The organism is Nonomuraea sp. NPDC001831, from assembly GCF_042892035.1.
Lineage (GTDB): Bacteria > Actinomycetota > Actinomycetes > Streptosporangiales > Streptosporangiaceae > Nonomuraea.
Map to the genome: position 1 here is coordinate 1 of NZ_JBIATU010000008.1, position 22942 is coordinate 22942.

Annotated in this window: 23 protein-coding genes and 2 tRNA genes; 14 read left to right on the forward strand and 11 right to left on the reverse strand. The window is 70.5% G+C overall.

Features of this window, described 5'->3' with window-relative positions:
- Positions 1–96: 96 nt before the first annotated feature.
- A tRNA-Arg gene (locus ACFYYW_RS25265) sits at positions 97–172 on the reverse strand.
- Between the two features lie 192 nt (positions 173–364).
- Between ACFYYW_RS25265 and ACFYYW_RS25270 the strand changes: the two genes are divergently transcribed.
- Both ACFYYW_RS25270 and ACFYYW_RS25275 read left to right on the forward strand, forming a co-directional pair.
- Positions 365–790 carry a hypothetical protein gene (locus tag ACFYYW_RS25270; protein WP_387652047.1) on the forward strand — a complete coding sequence of 142 codons (426 nt, stop codon included), beginning with the start codon at positions 365–367 and terminating at the stop codon, positions 788–790.
- Between the two features lie 1081 nt (positions 791–1871).
- Positions 1872–2900 carry a D-alanyl-D-alanine carboxypeptidase family protein gene (locus ACFYYW_RS25275; protein WP_352326226.1) on the forward strand — a complete coding sequence of 343 codons (1029 nt, stop codon included), beginning with the start codon at positions 1872–1874 and terminating at the stop codon, positions 2898–2900.
- On the opposite strand, the gene mscL is transcribed toward ACFYYW_RS25275, so the two are convergent.
- The 3 genes from mscL to ACFYYW_RS25290 are packed head-to-tail and all read right to left on the reverse strand — an operon-like array spanning position 2897 to position 4728.
- Positions 2897–3295: a large conductance mechanosensitive channel protein MscL gene (mscL, locus tag ACFYYW_RS25280; RefSeq protein ID WP_352326225.1), complete on the reverse strand. Its 399-nt coding sequence runs from the start codon at positions 3293–3295 to the stop codon at positions 2897–2899. The genes ACFYYW_RS25275 and mscL overlap by 4 nt on opposite strands.
- Before the next feature lie 33 nt (positions 3296–3328).
- Positions 3329–3922: an RcpC/CpaB family pilus assembly protein gene (locus ACFYYW_RS25285; RefSeq protein WP_387652051.1), complete on the reverse strand. Its 594-nt coding sequence runs from the start codon at positions 3920–3922 to the stop codon at positions 3329–3331.
- Positions 3919–4728 carry an S-methyl-5'-thioadenosine phosphorylase gene (locus tag ACFYYW_RS25290; protein ID WP_387652054.1) on the reverse strand — a complete coding sequence of 270 codons (810 nt, stop codon included), beginning with the start codon at positions 4726–4728 and terminating at the stop codon, positions 3919–3921. The genes ACFYYW_RS25285 and ACFYYW_RS25290 overlap by 4 nt, the downstream gene beginning before the upstream one ends.
- 156 nt (positions 4729–4884) lie before the next feature.
- Between ACFYYW_RS25290 and ACFYYW_RS25295 the strand changes: the two genes are divergently transcribed.
- Entirely contained in the window at positions 4885–6852 is a 1968-nt protein-coding gene (locus tag ACFYYW_RS25295; protein WP_387652056.1) for an MFS transporter, read from the forward strand.
- A 31-nt stretch (positions 6853–6883) separates the two neighbouring features.
- Here the strand turns inward: ACFYYW_RS25295 and ACFYYW_RS25300 are convergent, their stop codons facing one another.
- The 3 genes from ACFYYW_RS25300 to ACFYYW_RS25310 form a co-directional block, all read right to left on the reverse strand.
- The gene (locus ACFYYW_RS25300) at positions 6884–7189 is read right to left on the reverse strand and encodes an FmdB family zinc ribbon protein (protein WP_387652058.1); all 306 of its coding nucleotides are present in this window, start codon (positions 7187–7189) and stop codon (positions 6884–6886) included.
- Between the two features lie 69 nt (positions 7190–7258).
- Entirely contained in the window at positions 7259–8764 is a 1506-nt protein-coding gene (locus ACFYYW_RS25305) for a potassium/proton antiporter (protein WP_387652060.1), read from the reverse strand.
- A 23-nt stretch (positions 8765–8787) separates the two neighbouring features.
- Complete coding sequence (locus tag ACFYYW_RS25310) at positions 8788–9357, reverse strand: 5-formyltetrahydrofolate cyclo-ligase (protein WP_358301060.1); 570 nt, start codon at positions 9355–9357, stop codon at positions 8788–8790.
- A 24-nt stretch (positions 9358–9381) separates the two neighbouring features.
- On the opposite strand from ACFYYW_RS25310, the gene galU reads away from it, so the two are divergent.
- The 7 genes from galU to ACFYYW_RS25345 all read left to right on the forward strand — a co-directional run bounded on the left by galU (position 9382) and on the right by ACFYYW_RS25345 (position 13930).
- Positions 9382–10284 carry a UTP--glucose-1-phosphate uridylyltransferase GalU gene (galU, locus tag ACFYYW_RS25315; protein ID WP_387652063.1) on the forward strand — a complete coding sequence of 301 codons (903 nt, stop codon included), beginning with the start codon at positions 9382–9384 and terminating at the stop codon, positions 10282–10284.
- Positions 10271–11446 (forward strand): gephyrin-like molybdotransferase Glp, encoded by a 1176-nt coding sequence (gene glp / locus ACFYYW_RS25320; protein ID WP_387652066.1) that lies wholly within the window; start codon positions 10271–10273, stop codon positions 11444–11446. The genes galU and glp overlap by 14 nt, the downstream gene beginning before the upstream one ends.
- A complete protein-coding gene (gene moaC / locus ACFYYW_RS25325; protein ID WP_387652069.1) occupies positions 11443–11919 on the forward strand; it encodes a cyclic pyranopterin monophosphate synthase MoaC in 477 nt (158 codons plus the stop codon). Before glp ends, moaC begins: the two co-directional genes overlap by 4 nt.
- Complete coding sequence (locus tag ACFYYW_RS25330; RefSeq protein ID WP_352325746.1) at positions 11916–12395, forward strand: MogA/MoaB family molybdenum cofactor biosynthesis protein; 480 nt, start codon at positions 11916–11918, stop codon at positions 12393–12395. The genes moaC and ACFYYW_RS25330 overlap by 4 nt, the downstream gene beginning before the upstream one ends.
- A gap of 58 nt (positions 12396–12453) precedes the next feature.
- Positions 12454–13107, forward strand: a complete 654-nt coding sequence (locus ACFYYW_RS25335; RefSeq protein WP_352325764.1) for a GNAT family protein — start codon at positions 12454–12456, stop codon at positions 13105–13107.
- Between the two features lie 124 nt (positions 13108–13231).
- A complete protein-coding gene (locus ACFYYW_RS25340) occupies positions 13232–13804 on the forward strand; it encodes a hypothetical protein (RefSeq protein WP_387652073.1) in 573 nt (190 codons plus the stop codon).
- A 49-nt stretch (positions 13805–13853) separates the two neighbouring features.
- Positions 13854–13930, forward strand: a tRNA-Ala gene (locus ACFYYW_RS25345).
- A 244-nt stretch (positions 13931–14174) separates the two neighbouring features.
- Here the strand turns inward: ACFYYW_RS25345 and ACFYYW_RS25350 are convergent.
- From ACFYYW_RS25350 to ACFYYW_RS25365, 4 genes are all read right to left on the reverse strand, one after another.
- On the reverse strand, positions 14175–15077 hold the full coding sequence (locus tag ACFYYW_RS25350; RefSeq protein ID WP_387652076.1) for a hypothetical protein: 903 nt from the start codon (positions 15075–15077) through the stop codon (positions 14175–14177).
- Between the two features lie 169 nt (positions 15078–15246).
- Entirely contained in the window at positions 15247–17418 is a 2172-nt protein-coding gene (locus ACFYYW_RS25355; protein ID WP_387652078.1) for a hypothetical protein, read from the reverse strand.
- Between the two features lie 162 nt (positions 17419–17580).
- Positions 17581–18045 carry a luciferase family protein gene (locus ACFYYW_RS25360; protein WP_387652080.1) on the reverse strand — a complete coding sequence of 155 codons (465 nt, stop codon included), beginning with the start codon at positions 18043–18045 and terminating at the stop codon, positions 17581–17583.
- Positions 18046–18055: 10 nt separating this feature from the next.
- Complete coding sequence (locus ACFYYW_RS25365; protein WP_387652082.1) at positions 18056–18886, reverse strand: alcohol dehydrogenase catalytic domain-containing protein; 831 nt, start codon at positions 18884–18886, stop codon at positions 18056–18058.
- Between the two features lie 143 nt (positions 18887–19029).
- Here ACFYYW_RS25365 and ACFYYW_RS25370 point away from each other — a divergent pair, with 143 nt between their 5' ends.
- The 4 genes from ACFYYW_RS25370 (at position 19030) to ACFYYW_RS25385 (ending at position 22907) form a co-directional block, all read left to right on the forward strand.
- Entirely contained in the window at positions 19030–20310 is a 1281-nt protein-coding gene (locus ACFYYW_RS25370; RefSeq protein ID WP_387652084.1) for a LuxR C-terminal-related transcriptional regulator, read from the forward strand.
- Positions 20311–20731: 421 nt separating this feature from the next.
- A complete protein-coding gene (locus ACFYYW_RS25375; protein ID WP_387652086.1) occupies positions 20732–21055 on the forward strand; it encodes a hypothetical protein in 324 nt (107 codons plus the stop codon).
- A 212-nt stretch (positions 21056–21267) separates the two neighbouring features.
- Entirely contained in the window at positions 21268–21852 is a 585-nt protein-coding gene (locus ACFYYW_RS25380) for an RNA polymerase sigma factor (protein WP_387652087.1), read from the forward strand.
- Complete coding sequence (locus tag ACFYYW_RS25385) at positions 21852–22907, forward strand: CU044_5270 family protein (protein ID WP_387652089.1); 1056 nt, start codon at positions 21852–21854, stop codon at positions 22905–22907. The genes ACFYYW_RS25380 and ACFYYW_RS25385 overlap by 1 nt, the downstream gene beginning before the upstream one ends.
- The last annotated feature ends 35 nt before the right edge of the window (positions 22908–22942 follow it).

The following is a 22942-nucleotide window of genomic DNA, read 5'->3' on the forward strand; positions in this document are numbered from 1 at the left end:
ACCCTGCCCGCGACTACCAGCCCCAGGCAAACCCGAACAAGACGAAACCCCCGAACCCGTAGGTTCGAGGGTTTCCGATGTCCCGAGACATCACACTGGTGCCCCCGGCAGGATTCGAACCTGCGGCACCCGCTTTAGGAGAGCGGTGCTCTATCCCCTGAGCTACGGAGGCGGACTCTCGTAAGCCTAGCGAAAGTTGGGCAGTGCGTGGGCCGCCGGGCAGGGGTCAGTTTGGTGAGGTTGGTTATGGGTGCTCTGAGCTGCGGTAAAGGCATGGCAAGCGGTCGGATTCCTGCGCTTCGTGCGTGGCTAGCTTCTGCCTGTGACCAGGAGGCGATCCACGCAAGCTCGTAGGCGGCCCGTTGTGTTGTTCGGGGCGTTGCTGGCGCCGGCGATTCTTGCCGGCGGGCTGTTGGCGGGGGAGATGCGGGGGTTCGAGGGAGTTGGTGCGCCGGTGGGGATGGAGGAGCGGAGGGCGGTGCGGTTGGCGTTCGAGCCCGTGTGGGTGCCCGCGCCTGCGCATCCTGATCGGCGGTACGAGGGGGTGATTCCGGCGCCTGTGCGGAAGGTCTCCGAGGTGTCCGAGACGGTGGAGGTGCGGTCCTCGGTGCCCACGCCTGCGCCGGAGCCGGATCCGGTGGTGGAGGAGGAGCCGTACGCGCCTGAGGCTTCGCGGTCCTCGCCCGGGTGTGCGGGGGAGTGGGAGGACACCTGGCTGTGGGACATGTGCCGGGAGCGGGAGCAGGAGGCGGCACAGAATGCCCGCTTTGGCTGGTTGTCGGGTTTGTGAAGTCGACGAAGGGGCGTTGGCTGAGGAGGGTGTGGTCATGGGGTGTGACGGCGCCCAGACCGCTGGCGGGATAGACCAGTGTCTCTTCTCCCTGTGATGGGGTGTCTCGGGGCACTCAGACGGCGGAGAGTGGCTCGGGTGTTGGTTGCGGCCGAGATTTCCGGCCAGAGGCCAGAGGTCAGGCGGCACTGCGCTGCTGAGGCAGGGGCACCAACTCCGGTGGTTCTTGCTGGCAGACCTGCATGTGACTGCGCGGCTGGGGTGAAGGCTCTAAAGCGAAGGGCTGGGAGGAGGGCATGAGTGGCCCGGCGACGTTGCGCATCGTGTAGGGACTGCAAGTCGGGTGGCGCAGCCAGACGGATGACCTCCCATCGTGCCCGACGGGCCGCGACAGACTCGGAGGTCTGAGGACGCTGTCGGCGTTGATCTCGGGAGGGCCTTGCCCCGAGGGAGCGGTGAACCCTGTTCCTGAGGGTGGCCGAGTCGCCGAAGCCCGTACGAAGAGGGTTCCGCAAAGGGGGCGTCGCGGGTCCCCGTAAGCGGTCACGGGTCCTCGTGACAAGAAAGACGCCGAAGGCCTTGGAGAGGTGAGAAAGGGTGCTGTAGCGGACGGGCATCGGAGGAGAGCCGCCGCAAGGAAGCTCAGGGCGGAGTCGTGCGTGGGGCTATGCCATGCCGCGGCGATTGCACGTCTGGGTGCATGCGGGGCCGGCGGGTGTACGGGGGTGCAGGGTGCATGACGGGCGGGGGGCCGTTGACCCGTCCTCCCAGTGTGCGGACTCTCGCGGCCGTCTCCCGGCTGTGCAGCGACAGTGCATCACGGGCCGCCAGAACCCCGACGCAGAGGTCCACGAAGGCGCACGTTCGCGGGCGAGAGGGACATAGGGCTGCGATGCCGCTGGTGGGGAGGGGGAGCCGTACATAGTGCGCTTTTTGTCTCATAGCAGCTCTTCGGAGTTCGGTCCGGACACTCGGGGGGCTGTAGTAACGTGCGTGCCTGACCCGGGTAACGAGTGTGCAAACGGAGGAGTCGAACGTGCCATCCCCTCGATCAGCGGGTCTGATCGCGGTCGTCATGGCGATGGCTTCTCTCTCCGTGCCGTCAGCGGTTCAGGCGCAGGCGCGGACCCAGGTGGAGCGGCGGGATCCGAGCAATCTGGCGGAGCTGCGCAAGGAGGCCGAGAAGTCGGCCAAGGAGCTTGAGGACGCCACCAAGGCGCTGGAGAAGCGGCGTGCCACGATCGCGGCGTCCGAGAAGGAGCTCAAGACCAAGCTGAACGGGCTGCAGGACTTGGAGCGCAGGCTCGCGGTGATTCGGCAGCCGGTCTCGCAGCTTGCGGAGCTGCTCTACGAGCAGCCCGTCGGGGCGGACGGCGTGGTGCCGTTCCTGTCGGGGGACGCCGGCGTCGGCACGCTGCGGGCGCTCTCGGACTCGACCGAGATGGTCCGGGTACGGCAGCAGGCCGTGGAGCAGACCAGCACCCTGTACAAGGAGGCCGAGCGGCTGGCCGCCGAGGCTCAGGAGCTGAGGGCGGGCAACCTGCTGGCCGAGGCCCAGATGGCGGCCGAGATCGACACGCTCAGGCAACGTTCGGACAAGATCGTCAAGTCGCTCACCGCGGCGCTGGTGAAGCTGGGCATCAAGATCGACAAGGTCGGGCGGGCGGCGCTGGGGTGCAATCCCCTCCAGGCCGCCACGGCCAACAACTACCCCAACGGGCTCATCCCCAAGAGCATGCTCTGTCCGCTGCAGCAGAAGGGGTTCAGTCTGCGGGCGGACGCCACCATCGCCTTCGTCAGCCTGAACGAGGCCTACCGGAGGCGGTTCGGCAAGGCGATCTGCGTGACGGACGCCTACCGGAGCCTGGCCGAGCAGCAGTCCGTCTACTACCGGCGGCCGGGGTTCGCGGCCGTGCCGGGGCGGAGCAACCACGGTCTCGGGCTGGCTGTGGACCTGTGCGGCGGCGTGGAGCGGTTCCGGTCCACGGAGTTCGTGTGGATGGAGAAGAACTCCAAGAGGTACGGGTGGTTCCATCCCGCCTGGGCCTACAGCAGCCCGTTCGAGCCGTGGCACTGGGAGTACGACCCGAAGATCGACTCGCAGCTCTAGGCGGGCACGACCTCGGCGCTGCAGAAGGCGCAGCGGGAGGCGGCCTTCGGGATCTCTGACAGGCATTCGGGGCAGTCGCGGGTCTTGGCCTCGACCTGGGCCGCCGCGCGCTCCTTGAAATGCGTGTACGGCTTGACGACCAGGAAGTAGATCACCGCTGCGATCATCAGGAACGAGATCACCGCGTTGACGAACTTGCCGTACATGAAGTGGGACGCGCCGACGGTGACCTTCAGCGAGGAGAAGTCGGGCAGGCCGCCGAAGGCCGAGATCAGTGGGGTCAGCAGGTCGGCGACGAACGACTGCACGATCGAGTTGAAGGCCGCCCCGATGACCACCGCGACGGCCAGGTCGAGGACGTTGCCCTGCATGAGGAACTTCTTGAATCCGTTCATGGGCCAGAATCGTAGTCGAGCAATTACTTTCAGTTAACTCTTGAAGGTGATGGAGAGGCGGCCCGATGTCTGGGCGCCCGCCAGCTGGGCCGCCTGGTACGGGGTGGCCGCCAGCACCACCAGCGCGCCGCCGGTACGCGAGTCGTCGGCCGGACGCGGAATGGTGATCACGCGGACGTCGTCGGCGATGAGCCGGGCCGGCTGGCCGCCCTCCCAGGCCGCCAGGACGCCGACGGTCGAGCCGGGGGAGATGAGGGCGACGGCGTCGGGGTCGGCGATGCGCACGGGGGCGGCGACCGTGCCGGGTGGCAGCGGCACCGGATGGAGCAGGCGGGCGTCGGTCAGCGGTTCGCCCCGGCGCATGGGCCCGGCGAGGTAGCGGCCCGCCGCGTACGACCGGACGGCCCCGTCGGGCGAGTGGGCGAGCGGCGCCGGACGGAGGTCACCGGGACGCAGCGGGCCGGGCGCCAGGTCGCGGGCGGCGACCAGGACCTCGGGGCCTGCGGCAGGACGGAGAGCGACATAGGCCGCCAGGACGCCCACCGCGGCCAGCGCCGCCGCGATCGGACGACGCCCCCGTGCGCATCGCCGGGCCCACGGCCGCAGCCAGGCCGGCTGCCTGCTCACGGCAGCTCGAAGGGCAGCTTGATGCCGTCGAGGGCCGAGCCGCAGGAGCACGTGCGGTCGGTGGGCAGCGCATTGACGGTCTCGGCGATCAGCGTGCGCATGCGGGTGACGTTGCGGGCGAAGAACTCCAGCACCTCGTCGTGGGTCACGCCCTGGCCGGCCTCGACCCCGGCGTCGTGGTCGGTCACCAGGGAGAGCGAGGTGTAGCACAGGGCCAGCTCGCGGGCCAGCACGGACTCGGGGTAGCCGGTCATGCCCACGATCGACCACCCGTTGGCGGCGAACCACTGGGACTCGGCCCGGCTGGAGAAGCGGGGGCCCTCGATGACCACCAGCGTGCCGCCGTCGACGACGTCGCCCCAGCCGGTGGAGCGGGCGGTGGCCACGGCCGCGGCCCTGCCGGACGGGCAGTAGGGGTCGGCGAAGGAGACGTGGACGGCCCCCGAGACGTCGTAGTACGTCTGCGGCCGGCCCGAGGTGCGGTCGACGATCTGGTCGGGCACGACGATGGCGCCGGGCCCGTACTCGGCCTTGAGCGAACCGACGGCGCTGGGGGCGAGCACCTGGGTCACGCCGAGCGAGCGCAGCGCCCACAGGTTGGCGCGGTAGGGGATGCGGTGGGGAGGGAAGCGGTGATCCCGGCCGTGCCGGGGGATGAACGCGACCGAACGCGAGCCGATGCGGCCGACGGTGACGACGTCGCTGGGCGGCCCGTAGGGGGTGGAGAGCTCGATCTCCTCCGGGTCGTCGAGGAGGGAGTAGAAGCCCGAGCCGCCGAGGACGCCGATGTCTGCGCGAGTGACCATGGCGCCGAGAGTAGCCGGACGGCCGAGGGGTGTGAGAAGGCCGAACGCCGTTCTGTGGATAACCGCGCCGGTGTGCGTACGCTCCGCGTTCAGGCGTGCGCACGCCCGCCCGAACGCGGAGCGTACGCATACCAGTACGAAGCGTAGGATCGCCGCATGCGGCAAAAAGGGCTGGGCCTCATCATCCTCGCGCTGATGCTCGGCATGCTGCTGGCCTCGCTCGACCAGACCATAGTCTCCACGGCCCTGCCGACGATCGTGAGCGACCTGGGCGGGCTGGAGCAGCTCTCCTGGGTGGTGACGGGCTACATGCTCGCCTCGACCGTCTCCACGCCGTTGTGGGGCAAACTGGGCGACCAGTACGGCCGCAAAAAGCTCTTCATCGCCGCGATCGTCATCTTCCTCCTCGGATCGGCCCTGTGCGGGCTGAGCCGGAACATGGGGGAGCTGATCGGGTTCCGGTCGATCCAGGGGCTGGGCGGCGGCGGGCTCATGGTGCTCGCGCAGGCGATCGTGGGCGACGTGGTCTCGGCCCGCGAACGAGGGCGCTACCAGGGCTTCTTCGGCGCCGTCTTCGCCGTCAGCAGCATCGTGGGGCCGCTGCTCGGCGGGCTGTTCGTCGACCATCTGTCCTGGCACTGGGTGTTCTACGTCAACCTGCCCCTGGGCGCGATCGCCCTGGGCGTGATCGCGGCGGCGCTGCCCGGCGACGACACGCGCACCAGCCATCGCATCGACTACGCCGGGGTGGTGCTGCTCGGCGGCGCGACCTCGTGCCTGGTGCTCATCACGACCTGGGGCGGCACGACGTATCCCTGGGCGAGCCCGGTCATCGCCGGCCTGGCGCTGGGGGCGGCGGCGCTGGTCGCGGCGTGGGTGGCGGTCGAGCGACGGGCCGCCGAGCCGGTGCTGCCGCTGGGGCTGTTCCGGGTGCGGGCGTTCGCGATGTCGTCCGCGGTGGGGTTCGTGGTGGGGTTCGCGATGTTCGGGGCGCTCACGTACCTGCCGCTGTTCCTGCAGGTCGTGCATGGGGTGAGTCCCACCTTGTCCGGGGTGTACCTGCTGCCGATGATGGCCGGGATGCTCATGATGTCCATCGTCAGCGGGCTGGTGATCTCGAAGACCGGCAGATACCGCTTCCTGCCCATCGCGGGCACGGCCGTGGCGACGGCGGGGTTGTTCCTGCTGTCCGGGCTGAGCGAGCGCAGCAGCCTGCTGACGATGGGCGGCTACCTGCTGGTGCTCGGCGTCGGGCTCGGAATGACCATGCAGGTGCTGGTGATCGTCGTCCAGAACGCCGTCGACTTCAAGGACCTCGGCGTGGCCACGTCGGGGGCGACGTTCTTCCGGTCGATCGGCGGGTCCTTCGGGGTCGCCACGCTGGGGGCGGTCTTCACCGGCACGCTCGACGGCGACCTGCGGGAGGTGCTGGCCAGGGCCCGGTTGCCGGCGGGGTTCGACCCGTCCGGAATCCAGCGCGACCCGACCGTCATCCAGCGGCTTCCTCCCGCGCTGGCCGGTCAGTTCCTCCATGTGTACGCCGACGCCATCGCCACCGTCTTCCGGGTGGCCGCGCCGGTGATGCTGGGCGCGTTCGCGCTGAGCTGGTTCATCCCGCAGACGCGGCTCAGGGAGACCACCAAGGCGGCCGACCTGGGCGAGGGGCTGGGCGCCACGTCGGCCGAGCGGTCGTCGCTGGAGGAGGTCGAACGGGGGCTCATGCGGCTCGCCGACGCCGACCTGCGCAGGGGGTACTACGAAAGGCTCGGGGCGCTGGCCGGGCTGAGCGGGCTCGCGCCGCAAGGGGTGTGGGTGCTCGCCAGGCTCAACGGCAGGGGCTGGGTCGGGGCGGGCGAGCTGGCCGAGTGCGCCAAGGTGAGCAGGGCACGCGGACGGCCCCACGTCGACCGGCTGGTGGACGAGGGGCTGGTGGAACGTTCGGCGGACGGCGAGCGGTTGCGGCTCACGCCGGAGGGGGACCGGGCGGCCCTGGGGCTCGTGCGCTGCTCACGCGAGGGGCTGAGCAGGCTCGTGGCCGACTGGGGGCCCGATCCACAACTGACGCGGCTCGTCGATCGCATCGCGCCGGAACTGCTCGGCGCGTACGCCGACCGGCCTCGATGAGGCCCCCGCCCGTGCGGGCGGGGTGACGCGCCTAGCTGGAAGCCGCGGCGGACGCCGGCGCCGGGGTGGACGACGACGAGGACGACGCGGACGACGACTCGCTCGACTTGCTCTCGGCCGGCTTCGACGGGGTGGTCGAGGCGGTGGAGGACGTCGAGGACGAGCGGTTGTCGGTGCGGTAGAAGCCCGAACCCTTGAACACGATGCCGACGGCGGAGAACACCTTCCGCAGGTTGCCCTGACAGTTGGGGCACACCGTCAGCGCATCGTCGGTGAACTTCTGCACGACTTCGAGCTGCTCGCCGCAGTCGTTGCAGGCGTACTGGTAGGTCGGCACGCGCTCCTCCTTACACGTTCTGGCACTCGAGCGATGCGACTGCTAATGCTAACCGATTGGGCCAAACACCTATTCCAACCCCCGCTCCCCGTACCAACCGGCCAGCTTGCCGCTGCGGCTGACCGCGCGCAGGCGGCGTTCGACCTGGTCACGGCAGGCGGCCGTGGTGACCACCAGGAGCTGGTCGTCGGCCCGGACGCGGGTGCTGTTGTCCGGTACGAACGATTTGCCGTCGCGGACCACGAGCGTGACGGCGGCTCCGGCGGGCAGGCGCAGCTCGAAGACCTCCACGCCGTGCAGGCGCGACCCGACGGGCACCTTGACCTGCAGCAGGTCCGCCTTGAGCTCCTCCAGCGGCGCGGACTCCACCTCCAGGTCGTGCGCCTCGCCCGGCGCGCTCACCCCGAGCAGCCGGGCCGCGTACGGCAAAGTGGGCCCCTGCAGCAGCGTGAACACGATCACGATCACGAAGACCTGGTTGAAGATCTCCTTCGAGCCCTGCACGCCGGACGCCCACGGGATGGTCGCCAGCACGATGGGGATCGCGCCGCGCAGCCCCGCCCACGACAGGAACGCCTGGTCGCGCCAGCTCACCCGATCCAGCCGCAACACCCGGGCCACGGTCGAGCTGACCAGCACCGACAGCGGACGGGCCACCATCACCAGCACGGATCCGGCGATCACGCCCGGCACGATGGCCGACGGCAGCTCCTTGGGGGTGGCCAGCAGCCCGAGCATGACGAACAGCCCGATCTGCGCCAGCCACGCCGCGCCCTCGGCGAACCCTCTGGTCGCGGCGCGGTGCGGCAGGCGTGAATTGCCCAGGATGAGGGCCGTGAGGTAGACGGCCAGGAAGCCGGAGCCGTGCAGCAGCACCGCGCCGCCGTACGAGACGAAGGTGAGGGCGAGCACGGCGATCGGGTAGAGGCCGGAGGCGGGGAGGGCGACGCGGCGCAGCGCGTACGCGCCCGCCGGTCCGACGGCGAGGCCCACGGCCGCGCCGATGACCAGCTCGATGGCCGTCTCCAGCAGGAACGTTCCCACGGACGCCGGCCGCCGCGAGGCCCCGCTGAGCAGTACGACGGCGATGACCGTGGGGGCGTCGTTGAATCCGGACTCCGCCTCCAGGACCCCCGCCAACCGGGTCGGGAGCGGCAGTCTGCGCAGCACCGAGAAGACGGCGGCGGCGTCCGTCGAGGCCAGCACGGCGCCGAGGACCAGCGCCGCGGTCGGATCCATGCCGAGCAGCCCCTGGACGGCCAGCGCCACGACCACGATGCTCACCGTCACGCCGACGGTGGCCAGGATCAGGGCGAGGGGCACCGATTTGCGGACGTGCGACCAGGTCGTGGTCAGACCGCCCTCGGCCAGGATCACCGCCAGCGCGATCAGGCCGATCTGCTGGACGGCCTGCGGGCTCTCCAGCTTGGCGCCGAACCCCGAAGCCCCCAGAACCAGGCCGAGGGCCAGGAAGAGCAGAAGACTGGGCAGACCGCTGCGATGTGCGATGCGTACGGACGCGATGGCCGCGATGACAATTCCGGCACCGATCAGGAGCCAGACATCAAGCGTCATCCAGCCCCCTCTCGTCCCTTCGGTCACATAAGCCTAGTGAGTCCGCGCGGCGTCATCGCAAAACGGACCCGGTGGTCGTGCGGCTCGGCGGGCACGTCGTCGATCAGCTCGCCGTCGTGCAGCAGGGCCACCGTGGGCACGTTGGGCCCCACCCTGGCCAGCGCGCGGTCGTAGGAACCGCCGCCACGTCCGAGGCGCACCCCCGTGCGGCGGTCGACCGCGAGGGCGGGCACGATCACCAGCGCGGCCGTGCGGACGGCGTCGACGCCCCGGCGCGTGTCGACCGGTTCCATGATGCCGAAGCGGCCAGGGGCGAGCGTGTCCGGGCCGTCGTAGACCGCCCAATCCAGGTCATTGTCCTCTTTCAGCACCGGAAGGATCACCGTCGCGCCGTGTTTCCACAGAGCGAACACGAGACCGTGCGTCTCCGGCTCCGACCCCGCTGACCAGTAGCAAGCCACCAGACCGGCCATCTGGACCCAGGGCTGTTCGAGCAGCGTCTCGCGGACCTTGGTGGCGTTTGCCCGCAGTTGTTCGGGCGGCAGAGCGGTACGCGCCGCGAGCAGTCGGCGACGCAGGTTCAGCTTGTCCACAGGTACCTCCACTAGGGTCTACTCATGGCTGACTTCGACCCTGTGACGAAAGCCGTCGTGCCCGCCGCGGGTCTGGGCACCCGGTTCCTCCCGGCGACCAAGGCGACACCCAAAGAGATGTTGCCCATCGTCGACAAGCCCGCGATCCAGTATGTCGTCGAGGAGGCGGCCTCCGCCGGGCTCCTCGACGTCCTCATGGTCACCGGCAAGAACAAGCGGTCCATCGAAGACCACTTCGACCGCGCGTTCGAGCTGGAAGAGGCCCTGGAGGCCAAGGGCGACGAGCAACGGTTGTCCCAGGTCCGCGAGCCCGCCTCGCTCGCCACGCTGCACTACGTGCGGCAGGGCGAGCCGAAGGGGCTGGGGCACGCGGTGTTGTGCGCCAAGCAGCACGTCGGCGACCACCCGTTCGCCTGCCTGCTCGGTGACGACCTGATCGACTACCGCGACCACCTGCTCAAGCGCATGATCGAGGTGCGCGACACGTTCGGCGGCAGCGTGGTGGCGCTGATGGAGGTGCCGAGGGAGCAGGTCTCGCTCTACGGCGTGGCCACCATCGCCGGCACCGTCGAGGACGACGTCGTGCGCGTGACCGACCTGGTGGAGAAGCCGCCGGTGGACGAGGCGCCCTCCACGTGGGCGGTCATCGGGCGATATGTGCTCGATCCCGCCGTTTTCGAGGTCCTGGAGAACACCCCGCCCGGCCGTGGCAACGAGATCCAGCTCACCGACGCGCTGCGCACGCTGGCCGGCCGCAGCTCCGAGCAGGGCGGGCCGGTGCACGGCGTGCTGTTCCGCGGGCGGCGGTACGACACCGGCGACAAGCTCGACTATCTGCGCACGGTGGTGAAGTTCGCCGCCGATCGCGAGGATCTGGCGCCGGAGTTCGTGCCGTGGCTGCGGGAGTTCCTCGATGAGATCGGTTGACGCGCATCTGGCCGAGATCCTGGCCACTGTGCGTCCGCTGGCGCCGCTGGAGCTGGAGCTGGAGCGGGCGCTAGGCACGACGCTGGCCGAGGACGTCTCCTCGCCGGTGCCGCTGCCGCCGTTCGACAACTCCGCGATGGACGGCTACGCGGTCAGGGCCGAGGACGTGCCCGGCACGCTGCCGGTGATCGACGACGTCGCCGCCGGGTCCGACGAGCTGCGGGCGGTGGGCCCCGGGCATGCCGTCCGCATCATGACCGGGGCGCCCATGCCGGCCGGGGCGGACTCCGTCGTGCCGGTGGAGTGGACGGACGGCGGCACGGTCTCCGTTCGGATAAATCGTGATGTCCCGGTTGGTAACGCGATTCGCCGGGCGGGCGAGGACGTCCAGGCGGGCGAGGCGGTGCTCAAGGCCGGCACGGTGATCGGGCCGGCCCAGCTCGGGATCATCGCCGGTGTGGGGCGGCGGCGCGTGTGGGTGCGTCCGCAGCCCCGCGTCGTCGTCATCTCGACCGGCGCCGAGCTGGTCGAGCCGGGGGCGCCGCTGGGCCGCGGGCAGATCTGGGAGTCCAACAGCTTCACCCTGACGGCCGCGGTGCGCGCGGCGGGCGCCGAGGGGTTCCGTGCGGGGTCCGTCGGCGACGATCCCGCCGTGCTGCTCGACCAGCTCGACACCCATCTGGTGCGCGCCGATGCGATCATCACCAGCGGCGGGGTATCCATGGGGGCCTACGAGCCCGTCAAGGAGGCCCTGGCGCCGCTCGGCACGGTCCGGTTCGAGAAGGTCGCGATGCAGCCCGGCATGCCGCAGGGGTTCGGCGTCCTGGGCGACGACCGGGTGCCGATCTTCGCCCTGCCGGGCAACCCGGTGTCCTCCTTCGTGTCGTTCATGCTGTTCGTCCGCCCTGCGCTCGACAAGATGCGCGGCCTGCCCACCGACACGGCCCCGGTGACCGCCTACGTCACCGCGGCGCTGCGGTCGCCGTCGGGCCGGCGCTCGTACCTGCGCGGCGTGCTGGCCTCCGACGGCACGGTCGCGCCGGTCCACGGGCAGGGCTCCCACCAGCTCGCGGCCCTGGCCTCGGCGAACGCGCTGATCGTGGTGCCGGAGGACGTGACCGAGGTGCCCGGCGGGTCCGAGGTGGAGGTGATCCGGCTGTGAGCGAGTTCACTCATCTGGACGAGACGGGCGCGGCCCGCATGGTCGACGTCTCGGCCAAGGACGTCTCCGCCCGTACCGCGACGGCGACCGGGCGGGTGTTGTTGTCGCCGGAGGTCGTGGCGCTGCTGCGGTCGGGCGAGGTGCCCAAGGGCGACGCGCTGGGGGTGGCCAGGATCGCCGGGATCATGGGGGCGAAGCGCACGCCCGACCTCGTCCCGCTCTGCCACCCGATCGCGTTGCACGGCGTCAAGGTCCTGCTCGACGTCGAGGACTGGGGGGTGGCGATCACTGCCCGGGTGCGGACGGCCGACCGCACCGGGGTGGAGATGGAGGCGCTGACCGCCGTCACCGTGTCCGCGCTGGCGCTGATCGACATGGTCAAGGCGGTCGATCCGGCCGCCGTGATCACCGACGTCCGGGTGGAGGAGAAGGTGGGCGGCAAGACCGGTCTGTGGACCAGGGAAGCCACGTGATCAGGGCGCTCGTGGTGACCGTGTCGAACCGCGCGTCCGCCGGGATTTATGCCGACAAATCAGGGCCGTTGCTGGCCGAGCTGCTGGCCTCCGACGCCGGCTGCGAGGTCTCGGGGCCGGTGGTCGTCCCCGACGGCGACGCGGTCGAGGCGGCCTTGCGGGACGGCGTCGCGCAGGGTTACGACGTGATCGTCACCACCGGCGGCACCGGGCTCACGCCCCTCGACCTGACGCCGGAGATGACCGCCCGCGTGATCACCAGGGAAATTCCCGGTATTGCGGAGGCCATTCGCCTGGCGAATCGCGACAAGGTGCCCACGTCGGTCCTGTCCCGGGGGCTCGCGGGTCAGGCAGGTGACACGTTGATCGTTAATCTGCCCGGCTCGTCCGGTGGCGTCCGGGATGGGGTGGCGGTGCTCGCGCCCGTCCTGCGGCACGCCGTCGAGCAGATGAAGGGCGGCGATCACCCCCGCTGACCAGGTTTCGGTCTGCCGATCGATGATCCGTGGCGACATCGAGCCCGATGGGGGGATGATGAGAGGCGTGGATCGACTTCGTGGCTGGCCGGCGATTCTGAACGAAGGCCCGGTAGGCCTGCGGCCGCTGCGGCTGAGCGACGTACGCGTCTGGCGCGAGACCAGGTTGCGCAACGCCGACTGGCTGCGCCCCTGGGAACCGAGCAACCCCGAGACCCCGCTGTTCAGGACGGGGCTCGGCCCGTACATCTCCATGGTCGGCACCCTGCGCCGCGAGGCCAGGCAGGGGCTGGCGCTGCCCTGGGTGGTCACCTACGGCGGCCGCTTCGCGGGGCAGCTCACCGTGGGGGCCATCGTGTGGGGATCCGCCCGTTCCGCCCAGGTCGGTTACTGGGTGGACGGCGCGCTGGCCGGGCGGGGCATCATCCCCACCGCCCTGGCCCTGGCCGTCGATCATTGCTTTTTCACCACCGGATTGCATCGGCTAGAGGCGAACATCCGTCCTGAGAACCAGGCCAGCCGTAGGGTGGTGGAGAAGCTCGGGTTCAGGGAAGAAGGCATTCGGCGTCGCCAACTCCACATCGACGGGGCCTGGCGCGACCACATCTGCTACGCGCTGACCGTCGAGGACGTCCCCGGCGGCCTGCTCGTACAGTGGCGGCGCGCCCGTGAGGCGGCCGCTCACGGCGGTTCTCCGATCGAAGAGGTTTGACGATCTCGCGACACACCGCACCGAATGCTCGTCAATCAGTGACACACGGTCTTACGGTGCGTGACGTGAGCACAATGAAGGCGCGACGAGCACAGACGCGCTTTCGTGCTGCCCGGAGGTGGTCGTGAGCAGCGCCTTCCTCTATGTCGCCATTGTGGTGATGTGGCTGTGCGTCCTGATCCCGATGTGGTTGCGCCGGGACAAGACGAACCTCCAGGAGCTGGCCGAACTCGAAGAGCACTACACCGGCGAGCACGCCCTGCCCGACCTGGACAACCTCGACGCCACCCTCGGCGACGAGGACGCGCCGGAGGGCGAGAAGGTCGATGTCCGGCAGTTCCGGCTTCGGCGTAGGGCGATCATCGTAGCGCGCCGCCGGAGGTTGTTGTTCTTCACCGCGCTGCTCGTGCTCGCCTCGGTGGTCACGGCCGGGGTCGAGATGATCCCGTGGTGGGGTGTGGCACCGTCCGTGGTCGTCATGCTGTCGTACATGGCCTTTCTGCGGATCGCCGTACAGGTGGATCGTGAACGCCGGGAGCGGGCGCTCCAGGCGCGCTCTGAGCGGCTGCGACGGGCCCGCGAGCGGCGCCGGGCGGCGGCCGAGGTGGAGGCCGAGGTGATCGACCTGACCGCGCTGCACGCCGACGTCCTGTTCGACCAGTACGCCGAACCGCCCAAACGGGCGGTGGGGGACTGAGAGGATGGCGCGAGGACCCTTGGGAGTTTGCTAATCTGGTCGAGTCCTTGGGGATGTAGCGCAGTCCGGTAGCGCACTTCGTTCGCATCGAAGGGGTCAGGGGTTCGAATCCCCTCATCTCCACCAGGGGCCGTTCTTGAGACGGCCGGACTGAAGTTGACGGGATCCCGTCTGATCATCGAGATCAGGCGGGATCTTGTCGTTTCAGGGGTTTCCGAATCGGGTTCGTCCCGGTTTGGGGACCGCAGTGCGGGTGTCCGGGAAGGCCGGGGTGGTGTCAGGCCGCTGGTGGAGGACAGAGATCCGGCCGTTGGGCATGGCGAAGCCGACGGTGGGCGAGGCGCTGCGACAAGGTGGCGGGTTCTGCGGCTTATGGGGCGGGTGGTGGTCTGCTCTGGGCTGCGGTTGGTGCGCCGTCGAAGGGCTCGACTGGTGCCTGCGGGGTGTCGGCTGGTGTGATGGGCTCGTCTTGGGGCTCGTGGGTTTGGCGCCACTGGTCGAGGAAGTGGTCGTTGGCGACCGCGATGAGCAGCGCGACCAGGATGGTCTGGGCGACGCGGCCGTGGGCGAGCCGGTGCTTGGGATCGCCGAGGTCGAGGTCGTGGCCCTTGATCCTGCCGTTGAGGCCTTCGGTGTTGGCGCGGACAGGCTTGTAGGTCCCGATCCAGGCGGGACTCAGGTAGGCCAGGTCCTGGCGGAACTTGTCGAGGTGGCCGAGATCGCCGGGGTGCAGGGTGATGGTGTGCTGGCGGCAGATCTTCGGCAGTTGGTCGGTTTTCAGGTCAGGCTGCGGTGGCAGGACGCGGGGTTTGGCCGCGGGGTGGGCGGCTCGTTGTCGGGCGTCGGTCAGGTTGACCGCGGCGGGCCGGCTGGGCCTGCGCTGGTGGAGGCGGTCGAAGCGGGGGCAGGTGACCGATGGGGAGGTGCCTGCTGCCGGGCACTGGAAGCGGACGGTGCCGTCTGCGTTCGGGCTCTCTTTGAGGCGCAGCAAGTACGGCTCTCGCGCGCTGATGAGCGCGGTGAGTTCGTCCGATGGTGCGCGGATGGCGGCGTCGTCCAGACCGGTGGTCGCTTGGGCGAGCCTGTCGGGCATCAGTGGGCAGGCCGGGGAGCCGTCGACGAGCAGGGTGCCGTGGACACTGCCCTGCACTCCGCGCTGATCCACTTTGTCGTCAAGTGCAAGCCGGTAGCCGAGTTCGCGTGCCGGCCGGGCGAAGTGGCCGGGTTGCTGGTCGGTGTAGGCGCGGTCGACGACGGCGAATGCGGCGGGCAAGCCGAGGACGGCTAGATCAGCCAGCTGGCCCCTGCGGGCCCACACTGGTCCCAGTGAGAAGGAAGCCCTCGGATGGCCTCACGCCTTGTGTGGCGAGGAAAGCGGAAAGGCTAGAGAACTTTTCGAAGTGAGAAGGAAGCCCTTCCATAGCCTCGCGATCATCACCCTATCAGCCGGGGATCAGCTCGTGCAGAGTCGCCGGTGTGTACACCCGGGCGCCGGGCGGCAGGTCGGCCGGTGTTTGCAGTCCGATGTAGGTGGTGTGGTCCCCCGTCTGGGGCTTGGCCCGCAGCAGGTCGACCAGGTGGCGTACGCGCAGGTGGTCGCGTTCCACGATGGAGCGCACCAGCAGAGCGGTGGTCACCCGGTTGCCCTCCACCTGGTTGAACCCGAGATGGCCCTTCAGGTACAGGTGCAGCCACTTCACCCGCCAGCCGCCGTCGTCACCACGCAGGAAGGCCAGCGGCAGAGCGACGCGGCCCGCGCCGCGCAGGTCGGACTTCATCCGTACCGTGCGCGGCTCGAACGGCAGGCCCTCCTGGTCGGCGTCCCTGGTCATGTAGCCGAAGAACGCCTCTGCGGCCTCGTCGAAGGCCTCGCCGGCGAAGATGTTGACCTGCGGGATGATGATCGGCTTGGTCGCCTGGGCGAGGCGGATGTCGATGAACTCGCTCGCGCCGTCGGGAGCCTGGGTGAGGTCGCCGGAGTATTGGGCGAAGTCGTTGCCGTAGTTCGTCCACGAGATGTGCTCGGGCGCGCCGTAGGAGCCGTCCAGCATCAACGCGGACAGGTCGTAGTCGGTACGCCGCTCGGCCTGCCGCCAGTGGACGAAGAAGCGCAGCAGTTCGCCGTCCACGCGGGTGAGCGAGCCGCGCGGCAGCATGCCGAGCCCAGGAGTGACGGCCTTGGCGGACAACGGCAGGGCGACGTCGAGCATCTCGGGGTCGACGATCAGCCGGCCAGGGGCCGGAAGCCGGCGAGTGATCTCCGCGTCCAGGATGGCCGCGACCCGCGTCACGACGTCGCCTGCCAGCGGTGGCCGCTGGTCGTCGGTCGCCCAGGCCCGGCCGTTCCGGTTGATGAACACGCGACCGGGCGCGGGGATGAGCCGGTTGGTCAAGTGCTCGCGCAGCGACAGCAGGACTCGCCCCGACGCGCTCGCCGCGGCCTTCTCGGCAGCTTCCAGCACGGGTTCCAGCACGGATGCCGGTGCGGTCGCCGCGGTGCGGGTGCGCAGCAGGTGGTCCAGGCGGCGCAGCAGTGCGCCCGGCGCGTTCTGCAGCAGGTCGACGGCCTCGCCGGTACGTCCCTGCGCCAGGGCCGCCTCCACCCGGCTGCCGAGACTGCTCACGCGGCGTGCGCCCCGCGCGGCTTCGAAGACGTGCGCGGCCTGCGGGAACTGCGGGTATTCGTGGGGGTGCAGCCGTTCGCCGAGCCGCTTCCACTGCTCCCGGTGGGAAGGCACGTCGCCGAGCTTGGCGGGAGAGGCGATCGCGTCCAGGGCCTGCAGGAGGGCGCGGCGCTCGGCCCGGCGGAAGGAGCGGAACCTGGTCGGGGCGGCCAGCGTGACGTCGCCGCCGGAGGCGGCGCAAGCGAGCCTGAGCACGTCGGTGACCGTGTCGACGAGCAACGGACGGCCGCCTGCCAGGCGGGCCTCGTTGATGACGGCACGGTTCTCGCGCACCGGGATGCTGTCAGGTTCGGCGGCGCAGGAGGCGGCCAGCATACGCAGCGCGGCCAGGTCCTCGGCCGGCAGCGGCACCGTCGAGCCCGCCAGCGACAGGTAGAGCTCGCGCGTCTCCGACTCCAGGCTGCCGCCGAGGTCCAGGACGGTCACCCGGTCGCCGGCCAGCGGGATCAGCTCGGCGTGCGCGGCCAGCAGGTCGGCGTAGGTGTGCTGGTAGCGGCCATAGCCGGGTAGCGCCAGCAGGTTCAGTGCGGACGGTCCCGACGAGCGCCGGAGCCGTTCCACGGCGGCGGGGTCGAGCGCGGCGGGGTCGAGCATGGCCCCGCGCAGCAGAGCGGCCCAGAACTCCAGCGTGTCCGGCACGTTCTTGGGGAAGTCGAGGAAGTAGGCGTTGTGCTCGACATGGTCGCCGACCAGCGTGCGCACGGCTGCCAGGATCCGGACGCCGAGATCGATAACGGTTTCACCGCGCAGGTTCGACAGGCGTTCCAGCAACGGCGCCGAGCAGGTGAAGCCGACGCTCAACAGCGCGACGTCGAGCTGACGCGCGGCGACCTGTCCCCACTGCTGCGGGCCTTGCCCAGTGCCGGTGCCAACGCTGCCGATGGGAACTCGCAGACGGCGGGAGATGACGAGCTTTTCCAGATCCTCCACATCGGCACCATAGTGGTGAAGCGCGCCAGTCCACCGCTGCTTTTCTCCCAAGGTGATCATGCCGGAACCCGGCCGGGGGGAGGACGGCGGCGTGGCCGCCGCGGTCAACCTCTGCGCCGCGGGCGGGCGACGCGGCCAGGGGTTGACTGCGGGGCCGGGCGGCTACAGGGGCCTGCCGGTGGCGTATCGGTAGGAGGCCGCGACGACGCTTCTGGCGGTCTCCAGTTCTTGTGGGCTGCGGGGACCGTAGAGCATCACCACGTTGATCGTGGGTGAGTACAGGGGATGGCGCTCGCCCCAGCCCTTGGCGATGAGCTCTTGCTGGTCCTCCTGTGACAGGGCCATGTGCAGGCTGCCGTCGGCGTGGACGTGGGCGAACTCGGCGACCAGTCGGGGCGGCAGGAGCACCGCTCCCTGCGGCGGCACCGCGTCCTGGTGCAGGAAGAAGGCGAGCGAGCCCGGCTCGGAGATCTCGCTCGGTCTGATCTCGGTGCCGGGAAGCCGGGTGCTCATCCACTGCGCGAGCTGTTCGCGGATCTCGCCGGGGCTGTTCTGGCTGAGCTGGACGTGCGGAACGGACGGGCCGGTACGGGGACGGTCCCCGGCGCGGGTGGGAAGGGACAGCATGACGGACTCCTCAGAAAGTGATGACGATCTTGCCGCGCGTGTACTGGCCTTCGGCCAGGTCGCGCGTGGCCTGCGGGGCTTCGTCGAGCGGGTAGGTCGCGGCCCCCTCGATGCTCATCCGGCCCGCCGCGACCCGTTCGGCCTGCCGGTGCAGGTCGCCGGTCGATGCCTCCATCCGGACGTAGACGGGCGCGACCCCGTCCACCTCCGCCGGGCTGTACAGGGTGGAGACGAGCCGGCCGCCGGGCCGTACGAGCCCGGCGGGGACGCGAGTGCGGGACCTGCGTTGATCAGGTCGACGACCACATCCAGCCCGTCGGGGTGCAGCCGCCGGGCCGCGCTCAGGGTGTCGACGGCGGTGTGGTCGATGGTCTCGTGCGCCACCGAGCGCGCGGATGACCAGCGCACTGTCGCCTGGCTCCAGGGCGGCGGCTAGGACACAGTGCGCGGTCATCGCCGCCATGGGCAGCGCGGCGGCATGGACCGGGGACAGCGCGCGCGGCCGGTGGACGAGCTCGGGCCCCTCGCCGACCAGCGCATACTCGGCGATCATCGCCGAGGCCGCGCCTGCGTAGGCGATCACCTCGTCACCGGCCGCGAACCGCGTCACGCCTTCTCCCACGGCCGCCACCACCCCGGTGGCATCCACGCCGGGCACGAACGGGTGCGTCACCGGGAACATCGCACGCAGCTCACCCGTGACCAGCTTCACGTCGATGGGATTGAGCGCCGCAGCCTGCACGCGGACCTGCACCTGGCCAGGGCCGGGTGACGGGTCGGGCACGTCATGGACGCGCAGCTGCTCCAGGGGGCCGTAGGCAGCGGCGACGAGAGCTTTCATGATCAGCGGCTCCTGATGTGGCGGCGAATCGGGCAGGGCAAGCCTGCTCGCCGCCCGCCCTCCCGCTCACCGTCCGTCCGGGCGGCACCTGCTACCCGAACGGGCAGCGACCTCCCCTGCCCGGCGTCGCCTAGCATCAGCGCATGGACCTGCCCGACCCGCACACCGCGCTGGCAGCAGCCGCATCCGTGCTGCGGGCGCCGACCGGCGCCATGCTCGAACCACTGTCACAGGCGCTGGCCGGGTTCTTGCCGCACCGGGCGGTGACCGTGCTCACCGGCGACTGCGCCCGGCATCCCATGAAGGCCCACGGCGAGACAGCGATCATCGAGAAGATCACCAGCGCCGAGCTGGCCCGCGTGGGCGGCACGGTCGGCGTGGGCCAGCCCTGGTCCGGCCGGGCGCGCCTGGCCGGCGAGGACCTGCCGGTGCTGGCTGTCGCCTCCCGCCCGGCCGGGGCCTCCGGCGGCCTGCTCGTGGTGGTGACCGTCGGCGGGGACGCGCCCACCGGCCCGCCAGCCGAGCTGGTGCAGCAGCTGTGGGACCTGGTCGCCCTGCAGCTGATGCACCGCGCCGAGAACCTGCCCCCCGCCGACCTGACCGGCAACCGGGTGGCCGCCGGCGAGCGGGCCCGCGTCATCGCTGAGCTCACCAGCACTCACGCCGCCACACTGCAATCCCTGCTCGGCACCTTGCGCAGCCGTACGCTCGACGACGCCGCAGCCCGGCGCACCGCCACCGACCTGGCCGTGTCAGCGTTGATCGAGTTGCGCGCCGCGTCCGACCTGAATTCCACGCTGAGCGAGGAGCCGGCCGGGGCGGCCTTCGACCGGCTGGCAGGCAAGCTGGCACCCCTGGCCCGCCACAGCCAGGTGTCGCTGGAGCTGGCCGGGCCGCGCGACCGCGACCGCGCCCTACCGTCCGACATCGCCAACACCGCCCTGGCCCTGGTACGGGGCGCCGTGGTCGCCATGCTCGAGCAGGACGGCCTGACGAGAGTTCGCGTGTCCTGGGAGCCGGAGGAGTCCGAGCTCCACCTCGTCGTTCGCGACGACGGGCCGGGCACGCTCGCGGCCGGCGCGCTTGCCCTGCGCCGCCTGGCCGAGCTGGCAGCCGCCGTGGACGGCCGTCTCTCCCTCGACGCCGTCCCCGGCTGGGGCACGACGATCAGTGCCGCGCTGCCGCTCACCCCGCCCGCACCCCCGGCCTCGGACGCCGCCCTGGCCGCGCTCAGGCCACGCGAGCTCGAGGTGCTCGAACGGCTGGCGCGCGGCCTGCGCAACCGGCAGATCGCCGAAGACCTGCTGATCAGCGAACACACCGTGAAGTTCCACGTGGCCAACATCCTGGCCAAGCTCGGCGTGGGCACCCGTACCGAGGCCGCCGCCCTTGCTCACGCCTCCGGTCTAACCACGCCGGTCTAACCGCGCCGGTCTGACCGCGCCGGTCTGACCGCGCCGGGCAATGCCCGGCCACCGTGCTCGCTACGCCGACAGCGGCCGTGGAGGATCGACTGGCGTAGGACGATCACGTAGCTGCCGTCCGAGAGCACCAGGAACGGTGCAGCGGCCGACAGCCGCGCGGGTCTGCCCAAGCTGAAGCTCATGCGGCATCTCGTCGTCGGCGGTGAGGCCGTGCCGGCTCAGCACTTCAGGCGGGCGGCGGTGTCCGTGCCACCGGAGAGCCTGGTCAACGGCTACGGTCCGACCGAGCACACGGTCTACTCGTGGCTGCTACCGGTACGACCCGGCCCACGGGTACGAGCGGAAGCTGCCCATCGGCCCGCCTCGTGACGGCTCAGGTGCGGGGGTCCTGGCCGACGGGCTGCACCCGGTGGCGCCGGGGATGCCCGGCGAGCTCATCGTCACGGGGAGCGGGCTTGCCGACGGCTATGTCGGGGACGAGACACTGACCTCCGCGCGCTTCATCTCGCTGCCCCAGGAGTACGGCCGCCGTGGATATCGCACGGGTGACGGCGCCCGACTGCTGCCGTCGGGCGACTTCGACTGCCTGGGCAGGCTCGACCGCCAGCTTCACCTGCCGCTCGCCGTGGTCATCGTCGCCGCCGGGCTGATCGGCGTCTGCGAGGTGTGCTACGACATCGCCGCGCAGACCGCCCGCTTGTTCAGGTACCCGAGGCCTTGGCCTGCCCGGCCGGACAGGAGCTAGCTGGATGTCCTGGACGGGCGCCCATGTCTGGACCGCATACGGTCCGGCACCACGCCGATCCTGGACGGTTTCGGTGTGGGCGGCCTTCAGCGCGTCCTCGGCGTTGAGGGCGCGTTCCCGCTGGTTCGCTTCGATGGCCGCGCCGGAAATTGGCGTGAAGAAAATCTGCCGAGCGGCGAACACTGGGAGACAGTCGCCTTCGGAAGGACGCCATGGCTGCACCACCTGACGCCAACGATGTGCTGGAAGACGTCACCATGGTCGAGCGGTCGATGGACAATCCCGAGCTTTTCGCCCTCCTGTACGACCGGTACTTCCAGGAGGTCTACCGCTACCTGGCCGCCCGGCTCGGCGGCGAGCAGGCCGAGGACCTGGTCGCGGAGGCCTTCCTGCTCGCGTTCGACGGCAGGTGCGGCTTCGATCCGCAGCGGGGCACCGTGCGGTCGTGGCTATTCGGCATCGCCACGAATGTCGTGGCCCGGCACCGCCGCAGGGAGGGCCGCCGCCTGAACGCGCTCAGCAAGATCGCGGCTGAGGACTCCGGTGACGGGCACGAGGACCGAGTGACCTCGCAGCTCGCGGCGCAGGCCAGCCGGCCGGAGCTCGTACGGGGGCTGAAGGGCCTGTCAAAGGGCGATCGCGACGTGGTGTTCCTGCTCGTGTTCGGCGGGCTGGGCTACGAGGAGATCGCCGCCGCCCTGGACGTACCGGTGGGGACCGTCGGGTCCCGGTTCAACAGGGCGCGCAAGAAGCTGCGAAAGGCCCTGGGCGACGTCAACCCGATCGGGGAGTGGTGATGGACGAGTTGAAGCTGATCGAGGCCGTGTTCGCGGAGCCCGAGCCGACGCCGGAGGCGGCAGCGAGGGGGCGTGACCGCTTCCTCCGCCTGACCCGCCAGGCACAGGCGTCACGGTTGGACCGTCCGCGCCGCTGGTGGCCCACCGCGCTGCCGATCCGGCGCGTCGCCCTGGTCGGCGCCATGGCGGTGATGCTCACCGGCGGAATCATCGTCAGCCAGGTGAGTCTGGGCGGCTCCGACTCGCGTACCCCCGGGTACCTGATCGCTGCCCCTCCGGCCGACGCCAAGGCGCTGCTCACCCTGGCCGCGCGGGCCGCTGCCGACCGGCCCGACACGGTGCCGGCCCGCGGCCAGTACGTTCACACCAAGACGCTGGCCCAGCACAGCCTGTACACCAGGGACAAGGCGGGCACCATGCAGTACACCAAGGTGATGGTCAACGAGGAGCGCTGGGAGGCCGCCGACGTGGGTAAGCCCTGGCTGAGCCGCAAGCAGAGCCTGTCAGCCACGGGACCGGCGCCTCGGCGTTTCTGGGACCACGGCGTCGAGGACATCCTCTCCGAGTCGTCGGGCTGCCCTGGCCAACCGGCCTACGCCCGGCTGCGCACCTGGCCGACGGACCCCGCCCAGGTGCGCGCGAAGATCGTGGCCGACACGGGCGAGGAGCCGCTGCGCATCTGGTCCTCCCTCCAGGGCCTGATCCGCGAGTCCGTGGTACGGCCCAGCCTGGGCGCCGCGCTCTACCAGGTGGCCGCCGGGCTGGACGGCATCGTGCTCATCGGTGACGCGGCGGACGTCTCCGGCCGCCCCGGGCTGGCCGTCGCCATGGACGAGGGCAACGGCACCCGGTCCGAACTGATCTTCGACCGGCAGACCTATCACTACCTGGGCGAGCGCACGGTGGTCACCAAGGGCAAGAGGGTGGAGCTGCCCAAGGGCGAGTACATCGAGAAGAAGGGCACGGTGACCGGCACCGCGGTGCTCGCCGCCGATCTCGCCCCCGGCCTGCCCGAGGTGTCGCCGAAGGCGTCCCGCATGAAGATCCCCTGCTGAGACCTTTCCCCGGCTGATCCGGCCTTTCGGGCCGT